At 49.3% G+C, this 606-nt stretch carries 1 rRNA gene; it reads left to right on the forward strand.

The window, feature by feature from the left end:
- Positions 1-606, forward strand: a 23S ribosomal RNA gene (locus tag QMD66_07905); the annotation flags it as partial.

Genomic DNA, 606 nt, shown 5'->3' on the forward strand with positions numbered 1-606 from the left:
GTGAAAAGCAGCCCGGTGAGGGCGATGAAATAGAACCTGAAACCATCGTGCCCACAAAGAGTCGGAACCATTTTCACTCCTAAACGGGGTGAAAAGGTGACGGCGTGCTTTTTGCAGAACGAGCCAACGAGTTCCGGCACTTTCTTTGTCTAAAGGGGTTCTACCCTGGAGGCAAAGAGAAATCGAGTGTTAACAGCGCGTTTAAGAAGGTGCCGGAGACCCGAAGCCAAGCGAGCTTGCCATGGTCAGGGTGAACTCCGACGAAAGTTGGAAGGAGGCCCGAACCCGTGGACCGTGCAATATCTTGGGATGAACTGTGGCAAGAAGTGAAAAGCTAAACGAGCTTGGTAATAGCTGGTTCTCCCCGAAATAGCTTTAGGGCTAGCGGCACGTTAAAACTTCCAGAGGTAGAGCACTGGAAAGAATATCGTGCCTTTTGGTAGATACTCTTACCAAACTCCGAATGCTGGAAGAAGTTTTTACGTGCTAGTCAGACTTTGGGGGCTAAGCTCCAAGGTCATAAGGGAAACAGCCCAGATCTTCATCTAAGGTCCCTAAACCGAGCTAAGTGTGAAAGGAAGTAGAATTCCAGTGATAGTTAGGAGG

Source organism: Actinomycetota bacterium (assembly GCA_030018275.1).
Taxonomy (GTDB): domain Bacteria; phylum Actinomycetota; class Aquicultoria; order Subteraquimicrobiales; family Subteraquimicrobiaceae; genus Subteraquimicrobium.